Raw genomic sequence first — 22,670 nt, 5'->3', positions numbered from 1 at the left:
CCGTGCGCGCTCGCGCACGGGGCGTTGTTGTCAGGGTCGAATGGGGGGATCAGGGTGCTGGCCGCGACATCAGCGCGTCGACCTGCTCCTCGAACTGCGTCCCGCCATGCAGGGCGAAGTACTGGACGTCCACGACGATGTCGCTGAGTCCGTCGAGCAACTCGGCCTGCTCGGCATGACGCGGGAATTTCAGGTGCCAGTCGGATACCGCGCCGGTGCCTTCGAACGGCAAGTAGCGGTCGTCGGTCTCGGCGGAGGTGAACAGGCCGATGTCCTGGTCGGCCGATGACAGGCAGACCTGCTGGCGGGCACGCAGGCTCATCATCACGTGACGGCCGTCGCCTTGCTCCTGCGCCAGTTCCGGCGACAGGAACTTCACGCCTTCGATATCCGGTCGGGTCAGCAACCGGCTCTGCCTCTGGGTCAGGCTGGCGCGAATGTTCTGGTATGGCCCCAGCAGAGCCGGCAGGGTCAGCGCCACACTGTGCAGGCGGCGCAAGTAATGGCCAGGGTAATCCTTGTCGAACAGCGCCTCGGACAGGCTGAAGGTCAGCTCGCCATCCTTCGCCAGCACCTCGCGCAAGGCTGACCAGTCGGCGACAGGCTCGCCGGCCCGATCGAAGACCAGGCCCTGTTCGAGCAACGCCTGCAGCGACACGGTCTTGCGCAACTCCAGGTGCCGCTCGTTGCGCAGCAACGCCTCGGCCTCCAGGCGGTGCAGGTCCAGGCGCAGTTCGCCGCCAGCGTTCAGGCCATGGCGATCGGCCTGCCAGACCGGAGTGCGGATAATGCGCTTGTCGTAGTTACCGGTTTCGTACTGCCAGCATGCCTCGGCGCTGTGGCACAGGCTGACCGCGACATCGAACAGCGTCGCGTGCCAGGTCGTGGCCTGAGAGCGCAGCCAGCGGTACAGCGACACGCTGGTCGACTTGCTCTGGTAGAACGCATACAGCTGCTGCGCCTGCGCCAGTGCCGTGCGGCTATGAGCCAGAGCCTGCTCGGCGGCCAGGGTGGCGTGCTGCTGCACGTCCAACTGCCTGTCGATGACCTCGCGTTCCTTGCCCGCTAGCCTGGCCTGCAATTCCCACTCTTCACGACGGCGGCGATAGCCTTGGGACTCACGCAGCAGCTCGGCCGCGGTGGTTTTCGCGCTACCTGCGATATCCAGCGCGTAGCCTGCCATCATCAGCGGGCCCTTGAACTTCATGCCGCCACTGGCCAGGCCGAAGACGTTGGGTGCCAGCTCGGCCAGGAACGAGGCGCCGACCAGCGCATGCCCCGCGCTGGACATGATTCGCCCATCGCCATGCAGACTCATCGCCTCGCTTTCCTCGGCGGAAATGTTCTCCTGGTACAGGCGCGTGTAGTGTTCCTCGCGCAGCGTGGTGGCGGCGCGTTGAGCCCTGAGCACACCCTCGGACTGTTGTTGCTGGCTGAGCATCTGCTCCTGGATGGCGATGGTATAGCCGGCGATTTCCGCAGCTTGGCGGAACTGTAGCGCCTCGAGCTCGGTGCGCTCTTGCTGCTCCATGTAGCCGCGCAGTTGCTCGCCGAACTGCATCAGCGTCGTCACCACCTCCTGGGCCTTGGCCACCAGGGTGCGGAAGCGGTAAGGCGGTACCACCGTGCGATAGCCCATCAGGTGCGACAAGCTGGCATTGCCGCCCATGCGCGCCATCAGCAGATCGAATGGATTGGCCGCCGGCGCATACAGCGGCAGCGCCATCGGCGAGCCCTCGATCGACAGGAAGTGACGCAGATTGTGGAAGCGTTGCGACAACAGCTGCCAGATATCCAGCAGCTGCCGGTTGACCGGCAGCCGGAAGGCCGGATGCGCCGCCACGCCAGACCAGAAGAACGTGGACAGCTGCTTGGGCAGATCCGCCGGTACCACGGCTTGCGCATCGCCCACCGACCAGACCCCGCCCTGCATGGACGCCAGCAACGCGGCCACGGTTTTCGGCTGCCAGGTGTTGATCGCCCGTGCCTGCGGCGCTTCGCCCATCAGGTCCGCCGCCATACGGTACAGCAGCCAGGCGTTGGCCAGGCTGTCGCGACTCTGACGTCGATACTGCACGTCGGCCTCGCCGATCAGCAGGCGCACGTACTGGATGAACACCGCCTTGCGATAGTGCGACGGCGCGTGCAGCGCGATGGCGTGCGGATCGACCAGTTCATGCTCCAGACCCGCGGCCGGGGTGTCGTCACGCAGCAGCCAGGCGCAGTTCCAGTAGTCGACCCCAGGGGTTTCCGTCGGAGCCTGCCGGTGCTGCGGATCGAACACCAGCGTCAACCAGCGGCGCGCCTCTTCGAAACGCTCTTCCTCCTGCAGACGCGAGGCGATCAGGTGCGGCACATGGAAGAACAGTTCGCGCAGGTACATGCCGTTGGCGTCGTACAGGCTCATCAGCGGATCATCGGGAGCACGCTGCCAGCTCAGGTAGGCATTGCCGGCCTCGTCCGGGACGTAGGGCGGCTCCTGCAGATGTTGCGCGTCCCAGGCGAAGACCGCCCGGGGCGAGGCCTGAGCACGATTGATCAGGTCCGGCACGTGCTGGGAGTTGAGCCGAACGGCGAGCGGTTTCTGGGCGCCGCCGATGAAATCGAACACCAGAAACTCGGTGCCGCTGCTCTGCTGATGAATGTAAGGCCCGCTACTGGCGCCAAGCGACGTCATCTGCGAGCGGGTGATCGTGAACGTGGACATGGCCCCGCCACGCTGCCCGAAGCGGCACACGAGGGTGTTCGAGCCCGCGCTCCACTCATGCGCCACCCGCGCACTGCTGGCACCACCATTCAGGGTCCAGGAGCCGCTCCACAAGCGTTTCCCGTCGATGGTCAGCTCCATATCGTCCAGGCGCACGGTATCGGGCTCCACGGTGATGAAGTTCGTGTAGTCGCTGAGCGGGGCCGGCGTATTCTGGTCGATGCTGACGCTAAAGCCTGCGCCATCGCGAATGTAGCGGCGGGTGAAGGCTGTCATCGGGATCATCAGGCGCGTCAGGTCGAGCGCGGTCACCGCTTCGTACCTGCCGTAGTTCGTGCGCTGGAACTCCCTGGCGAGCACATGGACGTCGCCCAGGTCCGGATGACTCAGGGTCATGCGCTGAAAATCGGGCTGGTACCTCGCCACGCAGCGGAACTCGAAGCCGCCCTGGGCGGTGGTGCGGATAGCGACGCTCTCGACGCCACGGCCAAGCCAGTGCAACCTTCCGCTGGACAGCTGCATGGACACCGGCCTCAACGCCTTGCGCTCCTCGCTGGAGTGCACCCGTAGCTGCAGCATGTGACTGTCCTCGCCGTGCTCGGTCAGCAGGGCATCGAGCAGCGTGTGGCGGTCGTTCTGCTCGCCCGGCGTGACGCTGTCCACCCACCAATCGCTGGCGGACAGGCGGCGCTGCAGCGCCAGCTTGCCCTCAGCATGGTCGAACAGCTTGAACAGGCGGGACCTGCCGTTGGCACTGAAATCCTGGTCAGCGACCTCGCGCTTCAATACATCCCGCTGAAGGCTGTACAAGTCTTCCCCATCGGCCCGCAAGGCGACGTACAACTGATCGTCACTGCCACGCACCCGTCCCAGCGCCAGGGCTAGCAGTTGGTAGGCCTGCGCATCGAACTCGCCATCGGCGCCGGCCTCGACATTCTGGCTCCAGAGTTCTTCGGGCGAGGACCACTGGTTGTCGAGCCCCAGGTGAATCACTTCCAGCTTCAGTGGATAGCGCTTGTCGGTGCCGGCGGTATCGACGGAAACCGGCGCTCCCTGGTGCAGCCAGACCAGATGCAGGCGCCCACAGAACAGCACCAGACGCGCCTGGAGCACCGTGGTCCCCGCCGGCATGGCGATCGGCAGCCATTCCGCCCAAGCGTCCGGTTGGACGAAGGTGGACGCCTGGTCCAGGCGGATATCGACCTTGCGCCAGTAGTACTTGGGCGGCGAAGCGGTGTCCTTGCCCAACAGGTAGTAATCCGAGTTGGCGAAGGCATGGCCGGTAAAGCGTTCGGCTTCGAGTCGCTCGTCGCGGTAATCGATGTAGCCAGAATGCACCCGGATGCTGTTCTGGTACTCGTAGGCGTTCAGGTAGGTCAGCAACGCGCTCTGCACGGCGGCGTCGGTGATCTGGCCCTGGCCCAGGTCGTTCTCCAGGGTCTGGAACAACTGCGTCTTGTCCAGGCGCAGTTCGGCGCGAATGAAGTTCTCCGGGTAGTCCTCCAGCATCTGGTTGGCCGCCCACAACGAATAGTTCGCCATGGCCTGTTGCCAGAAAGCGATCAGGCCAGGGGCGAAATCCTGCTTGTAGCCCGGCTCGATGTTATTGAAGATCGAATTGATGTAGGTCTGGGTGCAGGCCAGCGCTTCGGCCAGGCGGGTGGTTTTCACCTTGGCCGTGACCTGGGTGTCCATCATGAAATAACGGTCCAGGTGTTCGGCCGTGATCATGTTCAACGACCCGGCCTGTAGCTTGTCGGGCAGTACGTGATGAATGACGTAAGCACTTAGCGCATCGCGCCATTGCTCCGACAGCCGATCGGTTAACTCACTGTTCATGGGAACCTCGCTTGAAAAAGGACGGAAAGGGTTGGGCCTGGGGTCAGTCGCGTGGCGGTTGGACTGCGGTCTGCGTCCATAGCGGAGCGATCGCCTGGTCGTAGGTGAGCCCCAGTCGGAGGGCGGCGATGTGCTGCAGCGAAGTCGTCGAGCTGACGATCTGCCACGTCACTTCCCGCCCGACGAAGCGGTTGTCGGCACCCAGGGCTGGGCTGAATGCCAGGCCCAGGGCAGCATTCGAGTCGCGACCGGAATAGAGCAGGTTCATCGGCACGTTCAGCAGCGGATGATCGGCGGCCAGGCGATAGGTCAGGGTGTGTGTCGAGGTGCCCGTCGAAGGCTGGGTGATGGTGATCGGGCCATCGACGGTCTCGCCGTCGAACAGGACTTCCATCTGCAGCGGCGGCAGGAACGTCACCGGCGAGAAGCGGTGGGACTGTTGATCGCCCCAGCTGGCGATGACGGTCAGTTCCCCGGTGTCATCGCTCTTCAGGTTGAAGCGGGCGATGCCTTCGGGCCCGGTCAAGCGCACCACCGGCTCGATGCCGCCTTGCTCGACGGTCCAGGTCACTGGGTAGCGCTCGACCGGCTTGCCGTCGGAGCTGAAGATGTGCACCTCGTATTCGCTGGCGCCGATGCCGTCGGCCATTGGCCATTTGCCGCTTTCCCACACCGTGCGCAGCGTGGCATCGGCCAGCACGTCGAAGGACAGTTCGCGATAGTGGTACTCGAGCGGCCACGAATCATCGGTCAGCAGCCCAAGGGTCACCTGCACGCCCCCCGCGTTCCTGGCACGCAGGATGGCTTGAGCCTGCCCTTTTTCATCGCTGTGGGTCGAGGCGCGGATCACCTCGGCCCCGGTGCATGTCCAGGTCATCGCCTGGCCAGCTGCCGGTTCGCCGTCAAGGCCCAGTATCGTGGCCTTGACCTGGATCTCGTCGCCAGCGACCGCCCAGGAGGCCAGCACCAGCGAGCCGATGTATGGCCGGTCGTCGAAGCCGACTTCGAAGAATTCGGGGCTCGCATTGCCAGCGGAGTACCAGGCAGAGACGCTGCCGGTCCCTTGCCGCAGGCTGCGCAGGCCGATATGGCTGTAGCCGAGGCTGTCGGTCAGCGTCTCGCCGCCGGTATCGACGAAGGTGCCGATCTCGGTGGCCCAGTTGACCAGGCGATCGACCCCGGGGTTGCCGTAGCGGTCCTCCAGCAGCGCACTGAAGCGGTACTGACCGCGATTGCCGGCCAGCTCCCAAGGCTCCCAGGGCTTGCCCTCGATCGGCCACAAACCGAGCGACTCCTCGTCGCAGTCGATCATCACAGGTGGCGCGAAGGCGCTGCTGTCCAGCAAGTAGGTGCCCTTCACATGGGCAACGCCCATCTCCCGCCCGGCCAGCAGCTGAACCGTCGCCACGCCGTCGGCATCGGTATAGCTGTAGTGATCGAGCAAAGTGCCAAGGTCGGTTGCCCACGCCACCCGGATGTCCGAGACCGGCTGGTTGTTCATGTCCAGCAGCCTGAGGGTCACGGTGCTGAACTCGTCTCGTTTGCGGGCAATCAGTCGTTGCTCGCTGACCATGCAACGCGACGACAGGCTCTGGCGCAACTCGGCTTCGTCACGCCGTTGCTCGGTGTCACGGCGCAGACTGCTGAGCACTTCCTGCGCGGCCGCCTGGTAAGTTGGGGTATCAGAGTGAGGGCTCAGGCGGCTGAGATTCATCAGCGAAGCCGCGCTCAACCCAGTCTTCTCGCACAACTGGCGCGTGTCCACCAGCGCGCACAACTGCGCGAGGTTGCGAATGATGCCGTCGGGCGACACCCGCGCAGCCACATCGAGCACCTCGCGAATGCCCCAACCCAGCCAGCCGGCGATCTTCTCCGCCGCGGCATCCTTGATCAGACGCTGCTCGTTCGGCGTCAACGAGCCCATCGCCTCGACCAGCGAGAAATAGCCGAGCAACTGCGTTTCCGACTGCCTGGCCAGACGCAGGCAGCGTGTGTAGCGCTCGAGGAAGTACAGGGTGTGCAATGACAGATCGGTGCTATTGAGGCTGAACCTTGGCTGTTGCGCGCGCACCAGCAGGCTGGAGAAGAATGCCGGGCTCAGTTCGAACTGGCTGGCGACCCTGGCGTAACGCTGCATGCGCTGGATCAGTGGCATGACTGACTTCAGCACCTGCGACTGCACCAGCGTCGGATCGAAGCTCGCCGCGCTGGCCAGCAACGTATGGACCTTGCCCTCGGCCCAGTAGATCACCGGGATCACCCGCTCGGCGTTGAGCCCCAGCAACTGGGAAAGGCGTTCCTGCACCACTCCCCATTGCTGCGAACGGGCACGCAGCACGACCCCGAGGATCAGCGTTCGCAGGTGTTCGGCTTCGTCCGCCGTCAAGGCCGGCAGTTCGTTGTCCGGCTGATCATCCGTACTGGCCAGATGCTCGATCACCACGCTGATTTCCCGGGAGGCGAAATTCTCGTACTGCAGCGGGTCGAAGTCCTCCTCGGAGTTTCCGGTATCGTTGATCAGGCCCTGCTCATCGACGATCTGCTTCAACTGGGCCTGCCAGCCCAGCGTCTTCAGCGCAGGCACGCCCGCTTCGGCCAGGCTGCGCTCCAACTCCTGGAACGGCAGCAGCTGGCTCTTGAGCTCGCCGAACAGAGTGCTGACTTCCTCGGGTACCACGTCCGCCGTCTCGACCGGCAGCAACTGCTGGACCAACCAGCTGATGGGCAGTTCCTGCTCCTGACACCAGAGCACGCAATGGCAGATGGCATGGATGACGCTCACCGTGTCGGTCTGCGAGAAGCTCTGGTACATCGCGTTCTGCGGAACACCGGCCAGTTGCAGGCCATACAGGCCTTCCGGGCTCAAAGTCTCCAGCAGCGACAGCAGTTCGATCGTGGTGATCGACAGCAGCTTGGCCAGCATCGTCACCCGATAGAATGCGCTGATGGTCGGTAGCGAACGCGTCAGCCGCTCGCTGCCCTGGCCCTGCATCACCAGTCGGGACAGATAGCGGAAGGTCTCCATGTTGATGCCAAGGCCGCTGCACAGCTGGTCGACCGTGAGCTTGCCCTGGGTGAACTCGTCGCTCAGATCGATCAGGCCGCCGTCGAGCACCAGTGCGCTGGTCGTATCGCTGTTGAAAACGCGATCGAAATGGCTGGGCGTGTCCGCGGTGCCGTAGACAGCCATGTCCGACAAGAGCGCGGAGAAGTCTTCGGCACTGCAGGCAAAACGCTCGCGCAGGAACTGGAACAGCCCCAGTGCGCGAACGGTGTTGGCGGACATCCACAGCGGTGTGCCTGCAGGCTGGATTCTGTTGCTCTCGACAACAGCACGCTTTTCGGCATCGATCGCCGCGCAGACCACCTGATCCACTTCCGTGTAGGACAACTGCAACGCATGGGCCAAACGCACCAGTCGGTTGAGGCGGTCACAGCGCGACTCGGTCAGGCGCTCGAACGCATGATGCTGTGGATCCTGGTCGGCAGTGGCGACTGCCACCGGCTCGCCCTCGCCACTGTTGATGAAACGAGCACCGAACAGGTCCGCCGTGACCGGGCCGGCATCCCCTTTCTCAGGCACGTTTTCGGAGCGGATCGGGGCGTGCGCCGCCAGGCCGAACAGGGACTCCATTTCATCCTGATTCATCTGCAGCGCTTGGCAGAAGCTCACCACTTTCTGCAGGTTCGAAAAGCCTGGGACACCAAAGTTGTCGTGGAAGAAACGCTCATTGCTCTCAGCTGTGGGCTCGATGCTGCGTAGCGAGTTGATCCTTGACGCCCTCGGCACGCGACGACCGCGCGCCGCCATCGACATCCCGATCCCGCCACCGAAGTAAGGCGCCTCGATCAGCAGGGCACGCAACGCAGGCCCCAGCGAACTTTCCTGCTGCAGCGCCGCATCCGACCACTTCGAATGGGCGCCAGGCTGGATGAAATACGGGCTGTCGATATCCGCCAGGCGCACCACGTCGCTCATCGACAGCTGGTTGTGCGCCAACACCGTGCGAATCTGCTGCCAATACGCTTCATAAGGGAACAGCTTCAACGGATAGCGCGTGTCAAGCAGCTTGTCCTGAGTGGTGATGCCCTCGTCCGCCATTGCGCCCTGGTGCTCGTCGATCGCTCGCTCCAGCACTCGGCTGGCGACTTCGACCTGGGTCAGCTCAAGGTGCATGGACTGCTCGTCGATGCAAAGATCGAACAGGTCCGGGCGACGGGTCTGCAAAGTCAGGGTCTTGTCCGGGTCGCCCTGGGCCTCGACATGGTCGCGGGCGAAGGCGAGCATATCGATCAGATAGGCCGCCGGCGAAGTGGTGGCATCCACAGCCTGCGGATGGGTATTGCTGGCCCATGACGGCAGGAACTGGTTTTCATAGGTGGGCCCGGTGGTCAACGCCAGGCCCCCTTTCAACTCATCCGATGCACGGCGCACGCTCGCGCTCAGGCGCTGCTCGCGAAAGCCACGCATCAGCGCCGCCGACGCCACTTCTACACGCCCCTTGAGCCGCTGCGCTTCGCAGGCATGCAGGCCAGAGAACTGCGCCATCAAGCCCTCGGCGCTCTTGCATTCGAGGCTTGGGGTAAACGCCCGCGAACGCGCGCCGGTATTCAACTTGGTCTTGAGGCCTGGCTCGGTCTCAAGAATCTTTGCAAGCAACGCCTGCTGGTTTTCACCGCTACCTTCAATCATGTTGCCCCCGGGAAATCCTTGGTGTGAGAGAGGCGAACAGTCCCGATCACGGGACACTGTCGCTGTCTTCACTGGATGCTAGGGCTGAGGGGGGCGCGCGATAACTCGCAGATGTACTAGGTTGCCAAACGCTCGGAACCTGTAATGATCAATGGCCGCGCACGTCGATCAACGATCGCTTTGCGCGGAAGTGGAACTCCCGCCCATGCGCGACCCTCTTATACAACATGCAGCCTCTCCCCTGGCTACACCTTCGCGGAGGATTTGCCATGCGCCACTTGCTGCTCGTTCCTTCACTGCTGCTCCTGCTGCCCGCCGGTGCCGCCCTGGCCCGTGTCGATGCCGGCGACGTTGCCACCTCGGCGGGGATTTCCGCTTCGCTGTACTCCACCTTCAAGGACGACAAGCGCGTCATTCCCGCCCGTGACGAGCTGTCGGCCTTCGTCGCCAGCGGCGGCGCCATTCGCGGTGCCTATCTGGAGTCGGCGCTGGCCGAGGCTCGGCAGGCCAATCCCGGGCTGCAAGCCAGCGACGAAGAGTTGGCCAAGGCCCTGTTGTCACAGGACGACAAGTTGGCGAATCACTGACCGAGCGGCTACCCGAGCGAGTCCCGCCACTCGCTCGGGCTCATCCCGGTCCTGCGCCGGAATACTCGCGCCAGTGCCGAAGGGCTCTGATAGCCCACCGCGCCGGCCACCCACGCCAGAGGCCGTCCCTGACGGATGAGTTTCTGCGCCAGGCCAACCCGCCAGCTGGCCAGGTAGTCGCCTGGCGTCTCGCCGACCAGCGTCTTGAAATACGCCGCGAAACTGGCCCGGGACATGCCGGCCAGCGCCGCCAGCGCCTCGACCGACCAGTCCTGCGCAGGTGCCTCGTGCAAGGCCACCAGTGCTCGCGCCAAACGCTTGTCGGCGAGCCCCGCGAGCATGCCCGACGGCACGCTCTGGCTACCCAGCAAATGGCGCAGCACCTGGATCACCATCAGCTCGAACAGACGATTGAGCACCAATGCCTTGCCGCACTCATCCCCCTGGGCCTCGGCGAACAGCCACTGGCAGCTGGCCTGGACACCAGGCAAGGCACTCAAGGGGCAGACCATCACGTCCGGCAAGGCGCGGGTCAGGGGGTTGTCAGGGCCACCGTTGAACGCCAGGCTCGCGCACACCAGCTCGGCGGCGTCATCGTCACTGGCGACCAGCCGATGCACGCGTGGGCGGATCACCAGCATCAGGCTCGGCGCTTCCAGTCGCGTCGACCGCCCCTGGTCATCGCTGAAATGCAGCTGACCGGCGCGCAACAGGTGCACGTAACCGACCGGCTGCGCCGCATCGTACTGGGAAACCCCACAGAAGCGACCATGGTGAAAGGTCGAGGCGGTAAACGCGAAATGATCGAGCAAGGTGGCAAGGCGGTCCATCGAGAGCTCCAATTCTGGACGATCTGTCGCACAAACTGGACGATCCGAACCCGAAAGGCAAATCCCACTGGGTAACCTGTGCCCAAGCTTGATACCCAAGCCCTACCACAGGAGTAGCACCATGACCCGTATCGCCGCCCTCACTCTCGACCAGGCCCCCGCAGCTTCCCGCTCCGCCTTGCAAGGTGTCGAAAAAGGCCTGGGCTTCGTGCCCAACGCCTTCGCCACCCTGGCCCACTCGCCCGCCGCGCTCAATGGTTACCTGGCATTGGCCCAGGCCCTGGGCAGGAACAGCCTGACCGCCACCGAGCGCGAGGTCGTCGCCCTGGCCGCCTCGCAGGTCAACGGCTGCGACTATTGTGTGGCAGCCCACAGTTTTCTCGGCCGCAAGGCCGGCCTGGACAGTGGCGACGTGCTGGCGGCCCGCGCCGGCACCCTGAATGCCGTCGCCGTCCTGGCGCGCGCGGTGACCGTCGAGCGTGGCCAGGTGAGCGATCAGGTGTTGCAGCAAGCGCGGGACGCAGGGCTTGACGACGAGCGCATCGTCGATGTGATCGCCCAGGTGAGCCTGATGACGCTGACCAACTACCTGAACAACGTGGCGCGCACCGAGGTGGACTTCCCGCCGCGCAGCGCCTGAGTCGAGCCCCTGGGCAGGGGCTCGGCGATGGCTTGCAATGCTTGTGAGACCGACGCCCATGATGCCGCCAGGGTCTACTCTGACAGGTTCATGACAACGACACTCATCATGGATCGAGGCCCTGCCCATGCATTTGCCATTTGCCGCTCTCTCCCTTGCCCTGGCCTGCGCCACCGCGCAGGCCGCCGAGCCCTCGCCCCAGGACCTGCTGCAACAGGCCCAGGCCGAACAGCCCCACTACCTCGACACCCTCAAGGCCCTGGTTTCGGTGGATACCGGTACCGGCACCGAGGCCGGCCTGACCGAGGTCGGCGCCGAGCTGGTCAAGCGCCTGAAGGCCCTTGGCGCCGATGTCACGACCCACCCGGCCACGCCCTCGGTGGGCAACAACATCGTCGGCACGTTCAAAGGCGACGGCAGCAAGGACTTCCTGCTGATGGTCCACTACGACACCGTGTTCGGCCCCGGTACCGTGGCCAAACGCCCGTTTCGCATCGAAGGTGAGCGCGCCTACGGCCCCGGGGTAGCCGACGCCAAGGGTGGCGTGGCGATGATCCTGCACGCGGTGAAACTGCTGCAGGATCAGCAGTTCAAGGGCTACCGCACCCTGACCGTGCTGTTCAACCCGGACGAGGAAATGGGTTCGGCCGGCTCCAGGCAGATCATCGCGGAGCTGGCGCGCAAGCATGACTTCGTCTTCTCCTACGAGCCACCGGACAAGGACGCCGTGACCATCGCCACCAACGGCATCAACCGTCTCAAGCTAGAGGTCAAGGGCCGCGCCTCGCACGCAGGGTCGGCGCCCGAGGAAGGCCGCAACGCCCTCATCGAGCTGTCCCATCAACTGCTGCAGCTCAACGACCTGGGTGACAAGAGCAAAGGCACCACGGTCAACTGGACCCTGGCCAAGGCCGGCGAAAAAGCCAACATCATCCCGGCGCTGGCCACTGCCGAAGCCGACATGCGCTATAGCGACCTGAGCGAAACCGAGCGTGTGCAGGCCGATGCCCAGCGGATCATCAAAAAACAGCAAGTGGCCGATACCCAGGTCAGCCTGGTATTGGAAAAAGGCCGACCGCCACTGGCGAAGAACGACGCCTCCACACAGTTGGCCCAGACGGCGCAGCAGCTGTACGCCAGGATCGAGCAGCAGCTGGAGCCGATCGCCATGCGCTTCGGTACCGACGCCGGCTACGCTTATGTGCCGGACAGTGCCAAGCCAGCGGTACTGGAGACGTTGGGCGTGGTCGGCGCCGGCTTGCATGGCGACGACGAGTACATGGAGCTGGCCAGCGTGGCGCCACGCCTGTACCTGACGGTGGCGATGATTCGCGAGCTGGCGAAGTAGCAGCGCACAGCCTGTGGGAGCTGGCTTGTCGCGGCTGAAGCCCCACAGGATTCCCGCTGTCTCATGCACTGCGCATTACCTGTGGGAGCGGGTTTACCCGCGAAGCAAGCGACGCGGTGCCTGGCACCTGCTGCGCCGGTGTTCGCGGCTGCAGCCTCACACAGGGACCGCGCCAGATTGAGGGATCTGGGCAAGGCATTCGCACCCACGGTCATGCAACAAATCGCTCGCCAAGCGCCGCGCCCCGGTGCACCCTGACGCTCTCACTCAAACGGACCGGCACAACACATGGCGAAATGGCTAGACGGCGGCGGGCTCATGGGAGAACGGATCCGCAATCACGATTGGACCGCCACGCCTCTCGGGCCGCTGGAGCACTGGCCCGACGTGCTCAAGACCACGGTCGCCCTGTGCCTGGCCTCGCACTTTCCCCAGGCCGTGCTCTGGGGCGATCAGCTGATCACCCTGCACAACGATGCCTTCTCGCCGATTCTTGGCGACAAGCCTCTGGCCCTGGGACGCCCGTTCAGCGACGTCTGGGAAGAAGCGTGGAGCGACATCGCCCTTCTGGCCCAGCGCGCACTGGATGGCGAAGCGGTGTTCATCGAGGACTTCCCACTGCTGATCGAGCGCAGCGGCAGCCCGGAACGCGCCTACTTCACCTTCTGCTACAGCCCCATCCGCGATCATGACGGCAAGGTGGTGGGCATGGTCGACACGGTCACCGAGACCACCGCCAGCGTGGTCGCCAACCTGCGCCTGGGTTTTCTCGACAGCCTTGGCCGCGCGACAGCCAACGCCACCGCTCCCGAAGCCATCATGGCCACCACCACGCGCCTGCTCGGCGAACACCTGCAATTGTCGAGTTGCGCCTACGCCGTGATGGACCCCGACGAGGACGGCTTCACCATCTGCGGCGACTGGGTCGCCCCCGGTTCGCCACGGCTGGTCGGCCAGTACCGCCTGGCCGACTTCGGCAGCCTGGCCGTCACCCAGTTGCGCGCCGGCCAGCCGTTGGTGATCGACGACAACCTCACGCAACTGCCAGCGCACGAATCCGCGACATTCCAACGCATCGGCATCACCGCAGCCCTGTGCATGCCGCTGATCAAGGCCGGGCGCCTGACCGCCCTGATGGCCATCAACGACAAGCAGCCACGGATCTGGACCCACTACGAAAAGACCCTGATCCGCGAAGTCACCGAACGCTGTTGGGCGCACATCCAGCGAGTGCAATCCGACGCTGAGGTGCGTCAGGCCCTCGCGGCACTGGAAGCCCTGAACGCCACCCTCGAACAACGGGTGGAGCAGCGCACCAGCCAGCTGCTGCACACCGAGGCGGTGCTGCGCCAGACCCAGAAGCTCGAAGCCATCGGCCAACTGACCGGTGGCGTGGCCCACGACTTCAACAACCTGCTGACCATCATCCGCTCCTCGCTCTACTTCCTGCAGCGCCCGGACCTCGACGAAGCGCGTCGCACCCGCTACTTCAAGACCGTGGTCGACACCGTCGAGCGTGGCGCCAAGCTGACCGGCCAGTTGCTCGCCTTCGCCCGCCGCCAGGCACTGAGCCCACAGGTGTTCGACGCCACCGCCCGGCTCGCGGCCATGGCCGAAATGCTCGACACCGCCACCGGGGCACGGCTGCAGGTCAGCCTGGAACTGCCAGCGCTGCCCTGCCATGTGCACGCCGACCTTGGCCAGCTGGAAACCGCGGTGATCAACCTGATGCTCAACGGCCGCGACGCCATGGCCGGCCAGGGCACCCTGTGCCTGCGCCTGCAGACGCACCAGGCCATGCCCGGACTGCGGGGCCAGCCAGAACGGGCCGGCCCTTTCGCGGCGATCTCGGTGATCGACACCGGCATGGGCATCGCGCCCCATTTGCTGGAACGCATCTTCGATCCGTTCTTCACCACCAAGGCCGTCGGCCACGGTACTGGGCTTGGGCTATCGCAGGTATTCGGTTTCGCCCAGCAGTCCGGGGGCGATGTCCAGGTGAGCAGCGTCGAAGGCCAGGGCACTACCTTCACCCTGTATCTGCCGCAGGTATCGACAGCGCTGGCGCAAGCACCGGCCACCGATGCGCAGGCGGCACCGCAGGGCGCATGCCGGCGCATCCTGGTGGTCGAGGACAATCCGGACGTTGGCGGCTTCATCGCACAGATCCTGCGTGACCACGGCTACCAGATCAGCTGGGCGGTGTGCGCCGAGGATGCCCTGGCCCAGATCGCCGTGGCGGCGACCCCGTTCGATGCGGTGTTTTCCGACGTGATGATGCCGGGAATGGGGGGCTTGGCCCTGGCCCGCGAGCTGCGCCAGAGCCAGCCACGGTTGCCGGTGATTCTCACCTCGGGCTACAGCGAAGCCATCGCCGAACAAGGGCACCAGGGCTTTGCGTTCCTGGCCAAGCCCTACTCGGCCGAGCAGGTATGCCGGATGCTCGGCGAGGTGCTGGGCCCGGCTCGGGAGGTGGAGCCGTAGGGGCTTGCTGCAGGCGGGATCACGCCCGCCCGCCCAGCAGGCGCTCCAGGCTCCGCGCCAGTTCATCCTGGCGAAACGGCTTGCGCAGCACTTCGAAACCATGCAGTTCACGCGGGGCCAGGTTGGCATAGCCCGTGATGATCAGCACCGGCAGCGCCGGTAGCCGATCGCGCACCTGCTGGGCGAAACGCACTCCGGTCATTTCCGCCATCACATGGTCGGTCATCAATACATCCGGGCGCAGCCCCTGGTCCAATAGCGCCAGCGCCTGTACGGGATCGCCTGCCTCGCTCACCACATACCCCAGCTCGCTCAGTTGCAGTCGCGTGGCGCGACGCACCAGCGGCTCGTCATCCACCAACAGCACCCGCGTCGCCCTGCCCGCCCGCGGCACATCGACGGGCGCGCACACCGGGTCGGGTGCTTCGTCCTCGCAGACCGGCAACCACAAGGTCGCTTCGGTGCCTTGGCCGCTGCGTGAACGAATGGCAAAGCCACCGCCCGACTGCAACGCCAGGCCCTGCACCATCGGCAAGCCCAGCCCGGTACCACGGCCCACGCCCTTGGTCGAGTAGAACGGTTCGACGCAGTGCGCCAACACCTCGTCGCTCATGCCACAACCGGTATCGACCACCCGTAGCCAGACTTGCTGGACGGCGTGCGGCCCCAGCGTCCTGGACGACGATTCGTCCCCCAGGCCCGCGGCGATGGTCAGCCGTCCACCGTCGCTCATGGCATCACGCGCATTGACCACCAGGTTGAGCAAGGCCAGCTCCAGCTGGTGCGGATCGACCAGCACACCCGGCAAATCCGCGTCGATCTGCACCTGTATCGCAATGGTCGGTCCCAGGGAGCGGGCGATCAGCTCGCGCATCTCCTCGACCAGCACGCCCAGCCTCACCAGCTGAGGCTTGAGGGTTTGCCGGCGGGCAAAGCTGAGCAGCCGACCGACCAGGTTGCGCGCCCGCTCCGCGGCCTGCAAGCCGCCGTCGATCAGCCGCTCGGCACGCTCGGGCTGGGGGTGGCGGCGCAACAGCTCCAGGGACGCAATGATCGGGGTCAGCATGTTGTTGAGGTCGTGGGCGATGCCCCCGGTGAGCTGGCCGATCATCTCCATCTTGCGCGCTTCGTGCAGCTGCAGCAGCGAGGCCTCGCGCTGGGCGAGCATGCCGACCACACGCTCCTCCAACTGCTCGTTGAGCGCATGCAGGGCGCGCTCCGCGCGCGCATGGGTCACCGCCGCCCAAACCTGCTTGGCCGCCTCGTCGACCAGGTGACACTCGCTCTCGTTGAACAGGTGCGGAGCGTGATAATGCACGGCGAGCATCGCCTCCAGCCGCCCTGCCCGGCGCACCGGCACATGCAGGGTGGCGCACAGCCCCGCCAGACTCGCCGGCACGTGCTCGCGCGCCACATAGTTGTGCTGCACCACCTGCCCCGCCTGTAACTCCCGATGAAGCCCGGAGCCGAATGCCGCATAGCGGTTGAGCCCGGTCATCGTCGGCACGCCGCAGGTCCACTCCTGGCTGACACGATAACGCCGGCCATCACCCTGGTCCTCGCCGAAGCAGACTCGCGCCGCGCCCAGCTCCTCGCCCAGCCGGCGGATCGCATGCGCTTCTATGCGCTCGGCCTCGCCCACGCCGGGCAGCGCCTGGCGCAACTCCAGCAGGAAGTCCTGGCGGCGCTGGAAGCGCACCCGCTCGGTGGTGTCGCTGACGATGCACAGCACCCCGCCGATCGAACCATCGGCTTCACGCACGGCGGAGTAGGACACATCGAAATAGGAGGTTTCGCCCAGGCCATGGCGCTCGATGTAGAACGGCCGATCCTTCGCCGAAAAGGTCTCGCCGGTCTCGCGTACCCCGCGCAACAGCGGCTCCAGGTCATCCCACAGCTCGCTCCAGCTTTCCTGGCAGGGTCGCCCCAGCGCCTTGGGATGCTTGTTGCCGATGGTCGGGCGGTAGGCGTCGTTGTACAGCGCGATGTACTGCGCGCCCCAGAACAGCACGATCTGCGCCTGGGCCGCGAGCAAGGTGGTCATCACCGCCTTCAGCGCCGGCGACCAATCGTCGGGCTGGCCCAGGGGCGAATCGCGCCAGTCCATGCCCTGCAGCAGGCGGCTGACATCGCCGCCGCCCTGCAGGAAGGCCAGCGGTGGTTTCAGCTTGACGGTGCTGCTCTCCTGGCGCGCTTTCATGTCTCGGTAATCCCGGGCACGTTGTCTTTCCCATGTGGGTAAGAAGCCCCGCGCGGGCAAAACGTTCCATCGGATTACCGTCGACGATCAGCGGCGTCCTTCGGCGAGCATGCGTACCGCCAGCGCGGCCAGCACCGTGCCCATCAACCAGCGCTGCAACTGCTGCCACAGCGGGCGCCCGGCGAGGAAAACGGCGATGGAGCCGGCCATCACCGCGATCAGCGCGTTGACCGTGACGCTGATGGCAATCTGCGTGCTGCCCAGCACCAGCGACTGGGCCAGCACGCTGCCGTGGCCGGGCTCGATGAACTGCGGCATCAGCGACAGGTACATCACCGCGATCTTGGGGTTCAGCAAGTTGGTGAGAAAGCCCATCATGAACAGCCGGCGCGGGCTGTCGGCAGGCAGGTCGCGGACCTGGAACGGCGAACGTCCACCCGGTTTGAGCGCCTGCCAGGCCAGGTACAGCAGGTACAGCGCGCCGCCGATGCGCAAGGCGTCATAGGCGTACGGCACCGCCATCACCAGGGCGGTGATGCCCAGCGCGGCGCACAGCATATAGAAGACGAAGCCCAGGGCCACGCCGCCCAGGGAGATCAGCCCGGCCGCCCGGCCCTGGCAGATCGAGCGGGAGATCAGATAGACCATGTTCGGGCCGGGCGTCAGGACCATACCCAGGCTGATCAGGGCGAAAGCCAGGAGGTTGGAAGTCTCGGGCATCATGCACATCCTTGTGGTGGTAGTTGGCGAAGTGTATCCGCACATGTGCCCGACTTGAAACGCTTCCCCCGGACCGTTAACCTTCACGCGCTGCTGTAAGTCCAGCGGCCGGGTTTGGTAGCCCGCGATCAATCAAGGCGCACAAGCGCCCGCTTCGCGACTCGGTTGGCGCTTTTTATGTGCCCGCTGTTTCGTTCAATGGCGGCTGTGCGTAGGGCGCCTTCGTGCGCGCCGGTTTCCTTGATTCCCGGTCTACCAACCTGCGTACAGCCGTCACCATTCGTTTGGTAGCGATTTGTGGCGGCTCCATTGAATCAAGGAGCGACACAATGACAAAAGCCTTACCCGATCCCCCGACCCGCGCCACCACGGCCCCATCCAGCTTCGGCAACTGCGAATGCAGTCATCCCTCATTGTTCGCGGTTCGCGAAGGCGTCGACCTCGAAGATGCCTTGGTGCACCTGTCCACGCTGCTCAAGGGCGCGTTCGCCACCAACCTCAAGGCCATGGAACTGGCAAACGGCACGTGCCGGGACCTGCTGCTGGGCAACGACCATGGGCTCGATGCCGCCAAGGCAGTGGTCGAGGCCTTGCTCGACGGCGTGGAAATGCAGCAGGCGGCGAAGCCACGGATACGTTCGGCCTGAAAGTACCCGTTCCCACAGCAATAGCGCCTGGTTTGAAGTCAGCGCGGTCGCTGTGGGAGCGGGTTTACCCGCGAAGAGGCCAGCACAGGCTAAAGCTTGCGCGCCTCCAGAATCAGGTTGAACGGTGTCTGGGTCGCCCGCCGGAACCGCCCGAACCCAGCCTCTTCGAACACCGCCCGCAAGCGCGCCTCGCCCGCCTGGGCGCCCAACCCCAGGCCCACTTCCTGCGACAGTGAGTTCGGCGTGCAGATGAAGGTCGAGGCCGCATAGAACAGCCGCCCGACCGGATTGATATTGGCATCGAGGGTATCTTCGGCGAACGGCTCCACCAGCATCACCGTGCCATCGTCCTTGAGCGCCTGGCACGCATGGCGCGCCGCCCCCACCGGGTCACCCATGTCGTGCAGACAGTCGAAGAAGCACACCAGGTCAAGGTCACGGCCGGGGTAGTCCTTGGCCGTGGCCTGCACGAAGCTGACCCGATCAGCCACACCGGCCTCGCGAGCACGCTCGGTGGCGGTGAGGATGGACGGTGCGTGGTAGTCGTAGCCAACGAAGCGCGAGGCGGGAAACGCCTGGGCCATGACAATCGTCGAGGCGCCGTGGCCGCACCCGACATCGGCCACCTGGGCGCCGGCCTGCAGCTTGGCCACCACCCCCTCCAGCGCCGGTAGCCAGTCAGCCACCAGGAAGGTGCGATAGCCCGGCCTGAAGAAGCGCTCGGTGCCACTGAACATGCACGGATGATGCTCGCCCCATGCCAGGCCGCCATCGCCGCGCATGGCCGCCAGCAGCTTGTCCTTGTCATGGAACAGCGCCGCCACCACCGCCGCGCCTCCGGCCATGTAGGCCGGCGACTCTTCCAGCGCCAATGTCATGGCCTGTTCCTGGGGCAAGGTGAACTGCCCCTCGTGATGCGCCAGGTAGCCCGCCGCCGCCTGGCCATTGAGCCATTCGCGTACCAGCCGGGGCTGGCAACCAGTGCGCTCGGCCAGCATCTCGGGGGTGACCGGCTGGCTGTCGGCCATGGCCCGGTAGAACCCGAGTTCATCCCCGAGGATGACATTGGCCAGCGTCGCCGCCGCCCCCATGTCACCGACCAGCTTGCCCATGAAAGCCTGAAGCCGTGCCTCGTCCATGACCTGCCCTCCTCTGCCAGAAGGCCACCGTCGACGACGTCTGGCCCGGGAGGCGGTGGTCGGGTGGATGATCGAGTCGTTGCGTGGAACCGGCCCAGGCTTTAAGTCTAGACCCGCCTGCGCTATCTTCGCCGCGCTGCCGACAGCCCCGCCAATACCGGACGGCCGCACGCGCGCAGCGAAGGAAATTGCCAGCATGCTCTCCAGCCGTACCCTCGTCCTGATTCTGGGCGCCGCCTTCATCATCCTCGACCAGTGGGTGAAACTGATCGCCCTCGTCGCCCTGAACAGCCACAGCTATGTCTTCGGCAACCAGAGCGTCTGGCTCGATCTGGCCCTGAGCCTGAACCCCGGCGCGTTTCTCAGCCTTGGTGCCGGGCTGGCACCGGGCCTCAAGCAGCTGATCTTCGTGGTTGCGGTGGGCGTGGTGTGCTGCTGGGCGGTGGCCTGGGCACTGCGACACTGGCAGCGCACGCCGGTCAGAGCCGGCGCGGCTTACTTCGTTGCCATGGGTGGCCTGTCCAACCTGATCGATCGCGTGTTGCGCGATGGCCACGTGGTCGACTACCTCGTTCTCAACCTCGGGCCGCTGCATACCGGGGTGTTCAACCTCGCCGATATCGCGATCATGGCCGGGGCCCTGATACTGGCGCTGGGCGTCCTGAAGAAACCGGATGAGGCCTGAACGCCTCCTCGACAAGCAAGATCGGGCGCCAGGCTGCGCCCTCTGCGGATCAGCCTAGGAAATTTCCCTCCCTCGACACAGCCCAATCCGAAAGCAGCCCGGGTTAGCCTCAGGCCACCTCAGTTTTCCAGCATTCGAGGGCTGCACATGGACGAATGGAACCTGGCCGAGCTCGCAGGACTCAAGCAGGCCACACGCGGGCAGATCGCCCTGGACATCAAGCAGCAGAACGACACCCTGGCCCATCGGCTGGCCATCGCCGAGATCGATGAATGCGCCATCGCCGCACACGAGGCCTGGCACCCGAATCACTATGACTTCGGCTGGGAGCGCGTACTGAAGTGGAAGACGCGCCCCGCCAATGCCCGCGCACTCGACATCGCCCTGTGGCAGGGTGACCAGCTGGCCGGGATGTGCTGGGCTTCGCCCCAGGCCAGCAAAGAGAAGATCATGGTGCTCTACCTGCAACGCAACCCCGACGACAAGCTGCAGACCAAGGGCTATGTCGCGCCACTGTGCCTGAGTGGCGTGCGCTATTACGCCTGGATGCTGGGGTTGCAGTGGGTGGTGATCCGCAATCCCCTGCCCCAGGCTCGGGCCGCTTACGAACGGGACGGCTTCCGGCAGGTCAAGGGCATCGACCTTGCTTACGATCTGGCCCGTGGCTATGCTTCGCTCACTCAGGAGGGTTCTCGAAATGATGAATGATTCCAGCACTTTCGATGCAAACGTGGCCTATTTCAAAGCCGTTGCCGAGCAGAAGCTGGCCCGTTTTCGCGCCTCGGCGCAGTACGACAGCTTCCTGAGCGACGACGCCATCGATGCCTTCGCCAAGGTCGAGGGCTCTGCCTACGCAGGTCGCCCGCGCACGTCGCGCAAACCGCCTGCCGCCTGATCGCGCAAGCCCCTGGCCCTCGTCACTGCCCCTGCAACGCTCGCCGGGCCTCCAGCCGCTCCAGCAACGCCTTGGCCAGCGCCTTATCGGAGAACGGGTTCTGCCCGGTGATCAGCTCGCGATCGACCACCACATGGGGCTGCCAGGCCTCGGCATAGCTCATGTCCCCACCCGCACCCGCCATGGCCTTGGCCGGGTAGAACTGCAGCCGTTGATCCTTGAGCGAGCCTTCGAACACCTGCTCCTCCGGGTCGGAGAATATGGTCATGCGGTAACCCTGGTAGCTCCAGTCGCTCGCCGCCGGGGTTTCGCCGCGGGCCAGCGCGGCCCGATAGGCCACAGGATCACGCTGCGCGGACAGCAGCGTGATCGGCCCATGGCAGATAGCCGCAGTGGGCTTGCCAGCCTGATGGAAGTGCCGCAACAAGGTGCCGACATCCGGGTTGTTGGCCAGATCGATCAGGGGCGCATGCCCACCGGGGATGAAGATGCCGGCAAATCGACCCAGGTCGCCCGCCAGCACCTCCTTCACCGACAGCGTGTCGCCAATGCCCGGCAGCCCTTCGACGAGCTCGCGGATACGCTGCATTTCAGTGGCATCGCCGCCGAAATACATCGGGTCGACCGAGCGCTCGTCGACACTCGGCGCGTTGCCCTTGGGCGTCACCAGCACCAGTTGGTAGCCAGCCTTGAGCAACTGGTCGGCGGGCACGCCGAACTCATTGAGGTAGTAGCCCGTGGGATACGGCCTGCCATCCTTGAGCTGCAATTGATTCTCGCTGGACAGCAGCACCAGCACTTCACCCTTGGCGGCAGCCGCGGCATGGCCGGTCAGCAGCGCGCTGGCCAGCGCCAGCGCGACGGGAGCGATCTTGTTCATGGCAATCTCCTGGTCAATTGAAAGGGGCGATGTCCAGCGGGTGGGCGAGCCGCACCTGAGTCGGCGCGGCCAGCCATTCGCCCGTGGCGGCGCGATACGCCTGGTAGTGGGGGCTGTTGCGGTGGGCCTCGACGGCGGCCTCGTTGACGTAGAGCTCGAACAGGTCGAAGGCCAGGGTTGTTCCCTCGCGACTGAACAGGTCGTAGCGCAGGTTGCCGGGCTCGGCGCGGGTGTGTGCGACCATCTGGTGCAGCGCCCGCTCGACGGCTTCACGGTGCTCGGGGCGCGGTTGGATGGTGGCGAAAATGGCAATGGTCATGGGCGTCTCCGTAACAGGTTGGCCCATGCTAGCCATCACGCTAAGATTCGATAATTC

General features: G+C 65.1%; 16 protein-coding genes. 8 read left to right on the top strand and 8 right to left on the bottom strand.

Annotation, left to right across the window (positions count from 1 at the left end):
- Positions 1-49 precede the first annotated feature (49 nt).
- Positions 50-4,546, bottom strand: a complete 4,497-nt coding sequence (locus ACYUME_RS12180) for a Tc toxin subunit A-related protein (RefSeq protein WP_460419044.1) — start codon at positions 4,544-4,546, stop codon at positions 50-52.
- Between the two features lie 43 nt (positions 4,547-4,589).
- The gene (locus ACYUME_RS12175; RefSeq protein ID WP_460419042.1) at positions 4,590-9,239 is read right to left on the bottom strand and encodes an Ig-like domain-containing protein; all 4,650 of its coding nucleotides are present in this window, start codon (positions 9,237-9,239) and stop codon (positions 4,590-4,592) included.
- Positions 9,240-9,508: 269 nt separating this feature from the next.
- Here ACYUME_RS12175 and ACYUME_RS12170 point away from each other — a divergent pair, with 269 nt between their 5' ends.
- Positions 9,509-9,826 carry a DUF2388 domain-containing protein gene (locus ACYUME_RS12170; protein ID WP_460419040.1) on the top strand — a complete coding sequence of 106 codons (318 nt, stop codon included), beginning with the start codon at positions 9,509-9,511 and terminating at the stop codon, positions 9,824-9,826.
- A gap of 8 nt (positions 9,827-9,834) precedes the next feature.
- On the opposite strand, the gene ACYUME_RS12165 is transcribed toward ACYUME_RS12170, so the two are convergent.
- Positions 9,835-10,656, bottom strand: a complete 822-nt coding sequence (locus tag ACYUME_RS12165; protein WP_460419039.1) for an AraC family transcriptional regulator — start codon at positions 10,654-10,656, stop codon at positions 9,835-9,837.
- A 121-nt stretch (positions 10,657-10,777) separates the two neighbouring features.
- Between ACYUME_RS12165 and ACYUME_RS12160 the strand changes: the two genes are divergently transcribed.
- The 3 genes from ACYUME_RS12160 to ACYUME_RS12150 all read left to right on the top strand — a co-directional run bounded on the left by ACYUME_RS12160 (position 10,778) and on the right by ACYUME_RS12150 (position 15,128).
- Complete coding sequence (locus ACYUME_RS12160; RefSeq protein WP_460419037.1) at positions 10,778-11,296, top strand: carboxymuconolactone decarboxylase family protein; 519 nt, start codon at positions 10,778-10,780, stop codon at positions 11,294-11,296.
- Between the two features lie 127 nt (positions 11,297-11,423).
- The gene (locus ACYUME_RS12155) at positions 11,424-12,644 is read left to right on the top strand and encodes a M20/M25/M40 family metallo-hydrolase (protein ID WP_460419036.1); all 1,221 of its coding nucleotides are present in this window, start codon (positions 11,424-11,426) and stop codon (positions 12,642-12,644) included.
- A 288-nt stretch (positions 12,645-12,932) separates the two neighbouring features.
- Positions 12,933-15,128 (top strand): ATP-binding protein, encoded by a 2,196-nt coding sequence (locus ACYUME_RS12150; protein ID WP_460419035.1) that lies wholly within the window; start codon positions 12,933-12,935, stop codon positions 15,126-15,128.
- A gap of 19 nt (positions 15,129-15,147) precedes the next feature.
- Here ACYUME_RS12150 and ACYUME_RS12145 read toward each other — a convergent pair whose 3' ends face one another.
- Together ACYUME_RS12145 and ACYUME_RS12140 are read right to left on the bottom strand one after the other, a co-directional pair.
- Positions 15,148-17,328: an ATP-binding protein gene (locus ACYUME_RS12145; RefSeq protein ID WP_460419034.1), complete on the bottom strand. Its 2,181-nt coding sequence runs from the start codon at positions 17,326-17,328 to the stop codon at positions 15,148-15,150.
- Between the two features lie 87 nt (positions 17,329-17,415).
- Positions 17,416-18,048, bottom strand: coding sequence for a LysE family translocator (locus ACYUME_RS12140; protein WP_279883758.1), 633 nt, complete (start codon positions 18,046-18,048; stop codon positions 17,416-17,418).
- Between the two features lie 413 nt (positions 18,049-18,461).
- Between ACYUME_RS12140 and ACYUME_RS12135 the strand changes: the two genes are divergently transcribed.
- Positions 18,462-18,695, top strand: coding sequence for a hypothetical protein (locus ACYUME_RS12135; protein ID WP_460419344.1), 234 nt, complete (start codon positions 18,462-18,464; stop codon positions 18,693-18,695).
- A gap of 89 nt (positions 18,696-18,784) precedes the next feature.
- Here the strand turns inward: ACYUME_RS12135 and ACYUME_RS12130 are convergent, their stop codons facing one another.
- A complete protein-coding gene (locus tag ACYUME_RS12130; RefSeq protein ID WP_460419032.1) occupies positions 18,785-19,834 on the bottom strand; it encodes a class I SAM-dependent methyltransferase in 1,050 nt (349 codons plus the stop codon).
- A gap of 196 nt (positions 19,835-20,030) precedes the next feature.
- Here ACYUME_RS12130 and ACYUME_RS12125 point away from each other — a divergent pair, with 196 nt between their 5' ends.
- From ACYUME_RS12125 to ACYUME_RS12115, 3 genes are all read left to right on the top strand, one after another.
- Positions 20,031-20,519 carry a signal peptidase II gene (locus ACYUME_RS12125; RefSeq protein WP_460419030.1) on the top strand — a complete coding sequence of 163 codons (489 nt, stop codon included), beginning with the start codon at positions 20,031-20,033 and terminating at the stop codon, positions 20,517-20,519.
- A 147-nt stretch (positions 20,520-20,666) separates the two neighbouring features.
- Positions 20,667-21,227: a hypothetical protein gene (locus tag ACYUME_RS12120; RefSeq protein ID WP_460419028.1), complete on the top strand. Its 561-nt coding sequence runs from the start codon at positions 20,667-20,669 to the stop codon at positions 21,225-21,227.
- Complete coding sequence (locus ACYUME_RS12115; protein ID WP_279883768.1) at positions 21,217-21,414, top strand: hypothetical protein; 198 nt, start codon at positions 21,217-21,219, stop codon at positions 21,412-21,414. The genes ACYUME_RS12120 and ACYUME_RS12115 overlap by 11 nt, the downstream gene beginning before the upstream one ends.
- A gap of 22 nt (positions 21,415-21,436) precedes the next feature.
- Here ACYUME_RS12115 and ACYUME_RS12110 read toward each other — a convergent pair whose 3' ends face one another.
- Both ACYUME_RS12110 and ACYUME_RS12105 read right to left on the bottom strand, forming a co-directional pair.
- Positions 21,437-22,294, bottom strand: coding sequence for a type 1 glutamine amidotransferase domain-containing protein (locus ACYUME_RS12110; protein ID WP_460419026.1), 858 nt, complete (start codon positions 22,292-22,294; stop codon positions 21,437-21,439).
- A 13-nt stretch (positions 22,295-22,307) separates the two neighbouring features.
- A complete protein-coding gene (locus ACYUME_RS12105) occupies positions 22,308-22,613 on the bottom strand; it encodes a putative quinol monooxygenase (RefSeq protein WP_460419024.1) in 306 nt (101 codons plus the stop codon).
- Between the last annotated feature and the right edge of the window lie 57 nt (positions 22,614-22,670).

This window comes from Pseudomonas sp. microsymbiont 2 (genome assembly GCF_054788395.1).
The sequence above is the reverse complement of the archived record's forward strand: the minus strand, read 5'-3'. Positions and strand labels throughout refer to the sequence as shown.